The sequence below is a fragment of the Halomonas sp. genome, assembly GCF_041689495.1.
Lineage (GTDB): Bacteria > Pseudomonadota > Gammaproteobacteria > Pseudomonadales > Halomonadaceae > Halomonas.
The window spans coordinates 1-3,929 of the sequence record NZ_JBDNGD010000184.1; the positions used below are offsets into that span (position 1 = coordinate 1).

Here is a 3,929-nt window from a genome sequence, read left to right on the forward strand (position 1 = left end):
CCTGTCCCTCGTGTCCCGATAGCTCAACGATGCGTGTTGGCGGCGGGACATCAGAGGGACATGCTGCATGTCACGTGTCCCGATACCCCTATAGCTTCGAACCACCGAAGTGGACCCCATCCTTTGGACCACCTGACAGGCGATCTAAGCTCTGACCGGGTTGTCATCAGGCGTCAGACCGCCTGGGTCAGTGGTTGACACACAGGGGGCCGGGACTACAGTGACAGGTGCCGGTGGGGGATCTTCTGGTCGGCAGTCGACAGGCGCGAACGGCCGAGGCTCCCAAGACGGCAACCCCGTATCAGACCGCCACCTCAGGTGGAGGGAGGACATCATGAATTCACACCGGACTGCCATGGGCACCGCCTCGGCCCTGGTCGCCGCCCTGGCCCTAACGCCCCTGCTCGCCGCCGGCGAGACAACCCAGATCCTGCAGTCGACACTCAAGGGCCAGGAGGAGATGGAGGCCAACATCGTGCGCTTCGATGTGGGCGAAGACTGGGTCACCGACCGCCATATTCACCCGGGACACGTCTTCGTCTACGTGACCGAGGGCAGCATCAAGGTCGATGTCGAGGGAGAGGACCCCAGGAGCATATCCGCCGGTGAGGCCTTCTACGAAACCCCCGATCGCCCGATGGTCGCCAGGACCCTGAGCAGCGATGGCACCAGCTTCATCGTCTTCCAGATGGGCCCCAAGGGCGAGCCCATCATGGTGTCCCAGCCCGAATGAGCTGACACCCTGACATCCTGGCGACAGAGGGACCGATCGGGGGCCTGCCCCGGTCGGTCCCTTTCTTCTGGCCAACCTGCGCGTTTCATGGGCGAAACCCGCGACCTGCTGGTGCCCACCGGTTCGGTCTGAACCCCCTTTTCAGGCGAAGCAGCCCCCGGCGTCGACGATGGTGCCTTCACGCATGAACATGCCTTGCTCGGCCAGACTGGCGTTGATCTCCTCGAAGATCCGTTGGGTCAGGGCATGTTTCTCCAGCAGGTGGCGGAAACGCAGCAGCGTGGTGGCATCGGGAACCCTCTCGATGGCCAGGTCGATACCGATGAAGTCGCGCATGGCCTGGCTGTCGTAGATAGCATCTTCGAGCGCCTCGTCGGCGAGGGCATACCACTGCTGCAGGAAGTAGATCCGCAGCATGCGCGCCAGGCCGATGGGTGGCCGGCCCCGCTTGCCCGCCGCGTTGGGGAAGTAGGACGGCGACAGCGCCTCGATCAGTCGTTGCCATGGCACCAGAGCATCCATCTGGGCCAGGAATCGCTCCCGACGGGTGACCTTTTGTTCTGGTGCTCAGCCTGGGTAAACGAGATCTGCTTCATCGGGTAGCTCTGTCAGACGGTGGCAGGAAGACCATATTCTACCCCGCTGACGGTTGTCAGGCAGCAGCGGCGGGATTTGTGCAGCGTTTCCTTAAGTGACGATCCTAGAGCGTAAATGCTTGAATCCAGGCTTGGAGCTGGTTGTTCTGGGTGCGTCGGCTCAAGGATAGCCAACAGCTAGTAGGAGTGGATGGCTTTCGGCTCGCAGCTCATCCCCTTCCCTCTAATCCTTGGTACCATGACCGGCTTCAATCTCCACGCATCGTAGGTGAAGCAATGCCGCAGGCCCCTGAGATCTTCAAACGCAGCCTCGACTACATCCGGGACCTCCTGCACCTTTTCGGCCACCGCCTGGTGATCGACTGCCAGGCCGGAGCGAGCCCGATCTATTCGATCCAGGGGGAGGACCAGGACGATGGCGCCTGGGCCAGGGAGGCGATCCGTCGGCTGCATCCCTTCATGGTGTGGCGTGCCGTGGCGCCGCCTTCCCCGGAGATCTCTCCCGAGGACGCGGGCGTGGAGCACCTCTCGCTCGTCGAGCCGGACCCCGAGCCCCAGGCCGACGAGTACACGCTCGAGCGGATCCAGATGACCTACAGCCGCCTGGTGGAGCACGTCCACCTGACGGGTGACCCGGCCTGTGTCGAGGCTGCCACCCGCCTGGGCGGCATCGTCAGGCGCTTCGAGCGTCGGATGACCCGCGAGGCCAAGCAGACCACCTGATCGCAGCGGTAAGCGAGGAGCCGCGCTTTCGTTGCCGTAGCGGCCTTGAACCGGATGCCGGATGAACCACTCGACTCGACCGCCGGCCCCCCCCCCGCTTGGGCACAACTGCTGGCGCCCATACCGCCATCACCCACCAGGTGCAGAGCGGCGTGGAGCTGCGTTACCTCGCGAGGAGTGCCCGCCATTCGCGGCTCGATACCACGGCGCGCTACCTGCACGCCGAGGCCGAGGAGTGGCAGCGCCAGCTGAGCGGACACGGGCTGAAACGCGAGCCTTGAGCCCCGTGTCCGCGAATGTCCCCGTCAGCGCACGGGATTCTCCGGTCCCCGGCCGCTGTAGGCATCGATGAAGGCGGCGAGGGCCGCTTCATCGAATGCCGGCAGGTCCAGTCGCCGGCGCCAGGCCGTCAATACCAGGCCGTCGCCCAGTCCCTCATGGGGAACCGCGATCAGCCCTGTCCAATCATTGGCCCGGTCCTTGCTCCACCGCTTGAGCATGCTGAGCCCCTTGAACCCGGGCTCGTCGTAGTAGACCACCACCTGGCCATGCTCGAGGGCGTGGAGAAGTTCGCCCTTGGGCTGCGGTTCCGTGTAGAAGCCGGAAACCATCGGCTTGGACGCGTGGGGGCCGGAGAGGGGAAAGTCTTGATCCTGGGCCACCTGGGTCCCTGCGCTCACGTGGTCGTTGCCTAGACTCGGCTGAGTTTCCACGTCGCCTAGTCGTGGCTGCCCCTCCTCGATCAGTGCATCGAACCCTTGCGCCAACACCGCCCCCGGCAGCAGGAAGAGTGACAGCAAGACAAGGCGGCATTGGGTTGATCGATGGGCCCCAGCCGGCGATTGCTTCGCTGCGCCGGTGATTTCCATCTCGGTGGTTCCGCCGGTGGCTTGTCTCAACATGCTCGATCTCCTTGGTTTGGGTCCCCAGCCAAGATAAAGGAGGCTAGCGTCTCCGGCCACCTCTTATTCCATGAATCCAGGTGAGTGGTACCGGTCGAGCCGGCGCAGCAGCGGTCGCACTCGAGCCACCGCCGTACGGCCCTCGTCGGCATCATCGCCTTGTCGCGTGGGTCGCCTGTGGATCTGGTGTCATCGGTCTCACTCATTCCGCCGGCCGGACGTCGTCCAACATGCGCAACCAGTGCGCCGGTAATCCATGGGCCCGCGCGCCCTCTCTTAGCAGCGCCAGATAGCGGAGAGAAGGGTGGCCATCCTGTTCCTTGCCTTCGGCGAGATAGGTCACCGCCACCCTGGGTTGGCCCTCGATATCCTCGGCCTGGAGCCAGATCGGCCGGTACCGGCGACCGGGGACGCCTTCCGTGGCATCGAGCCGCAACAGGTCTCGGCGGGTGATTTTGTAGAGCACGCCCCAGACCTCGGCCTGGGGGTCGGGTGCGATATTGGCCGGCGCCGCTCTGCCTTTGGGGCGCCCCTCCAGGTTGAAGCGCAGCCGGTAGCCCGCCACCCGCCCGGGGCGCCAGTCGAGCGGGCGCATGCCGCGGCGCTCGCGAAAGGCGCTGTCGTGCATGTTGGCGCCGAAGGCGAAGTACCAGACCTCGTCTGTCGGCGGCCCCGTCAACGGGATGCCACGCAGCCGATAGTGGAGCCGAGACAACCACCACGATCTCGCGAGCCAGCGTCGCCATCGAATGTTCATCGGGGGAGTTCCTCCGAAGGGAAGTGACGCAAGCGGCGCACCAGGAACCCCTGTGCCAGGGCGGCCAGGGCGCTCATGGCGAAGACGGCGGCGTAAGAAAGCAGTTCGGCGACCACCGCACCGGCCAGCGGCAGCAGCGCGGCCGGTGCGACCAGGGCATTGAAGTAGCCGCTGTAGGCCGGTCGGTGGGCATCCGGGGAAATCTCCATCAGATAGCC

The 3,929-nt window shown here is 65.0% G+C and carries 5 protein-coding genes and 2 pseudogenes; 3 read left to right on the forward strand and 4 right to left on the reverse strand.

Annotation, left to right across the window (positions count from 1 at the left end):
- Positions 1–334 precede the first annotated feature (334 nt).
- On the forward strand, positions 335–733 hold the full coding sequence (locus tag ACESMD_RS06365; protein WP_372611401.1) for a cupin domain-containing protein: 399 nt from the start codon (positions 335–337) through the stop codon (positions 731–733).
- Between the two features lie 159 nt (positions 734–892).
- On the opposite strand, the pseudogene ACESMD_RS06370 reads toward ACESMD_RS06365, so the two are convergent.
- Positions 893–1,300: pseudogene (locus tag ACESMD_RS06370) on the reverse strand (transposase); the annotation flags it as partial.
- Positions 1,301–1,605: 305 nt separating this feature from the next.
- On the opposite strand from ACESMD_RS06370, the gene ACESMD_RS06375 reads away from it, so the two are divergent.
- Together ACESMD_RS06375 and ACESMD_RS06380 are read left to right on the forward strand one after the other, a co-directional pair.
- The gene (locus ACESMD_RS06375) at positions 1,606–2,052 is read left to right on the forward strand and encodes a hypothetical protein (RefSeq protein WP_372611403.1); all 447 of its coding nucleotides are present in this window, start codon (positions 1,606–1,608) and stop codon (positions 2,050–2,052) included.
- A gap of 119 nt (positions 2,053–2,171) precedes the next feature.
- A pseudogene (locus ACESMD_RS06380) lies at positions 2,172–2,333 on the forward strand (site-specific integrase); the annotation flags it as partial.
- 24 nt (positions 2,334–2,357) lie between these two features.
- Here ACESMD_RS06380 and ACESMD_RS06385 read toward each other — a convergent pair.
- From ACESMD_RS06385 to ACESMD_RS06395, 3 genes are all read right to left on the reverse strand, one after another.
- Positions 2,358–2,954, reverse strand: a complete 597-nt coding sequence (locus ACESMD_RS06385; RefSeq protein ID WP_372611405.1) for a DUF3105 domain-containing protein — start codon at positions 2,952–2,954, stop codon at positions 2,358–2,360.
- A gap of 202 nt (positions 2,955–3,156) precedes the next feature.
- A complete protein-coding gene (locus tag ACESMD_RS06390) occupies positions 3,157–3,711 on the reverse strand; it encodes a gamma-glutamylcyclotransferase family protein (protein ID WP_372611407.1) in 555 nt (184 codons plus the stop codon).
- On the reverse strand, positions 3,708–3,929 hold a 222-nt coding region (locus ACESMD_RS06395; RefSeq protein ID WP_372611409.1), incomplete at its 5' end, for a hypothetical protein. The genes ACESMD_RS06395 and ACESMD_RS06390, both read right to left, overlap by 4 nt.

Bases quoted from the DNA above. Each gene is read 5' to 3' on its own strand.
- ACESMD_RS06365 (WP_372611401.1), top strand. From the start codon at position 335: ATGAATTCACACCGGACTGCCATGGGCACCGCCTCGGCCCTGGTCGCC.
- ACESMD_RS06375 (WP_372611403.1), top strand. From the start codon at position 1,606: ATGCCGCAGGCCCCTGAGATCTTCAAACGCAGCCTCGACTACATCCGG.
- ACESMD_RS06385 (WP_372611405.1), bottom strand. From the start codon at position 2,954: ATGTTGAGACAAGCCACCGGCGGAACCACCGAGATGGAAATCACCGGC.
- ACESMD_RS06390 (WP_372611407.1), bottom strand. From the start codon at position 3,711: ATGAACATTCGATGGCGACGCTGGCTCGCGAGATCGTGGTGGTTGTCT.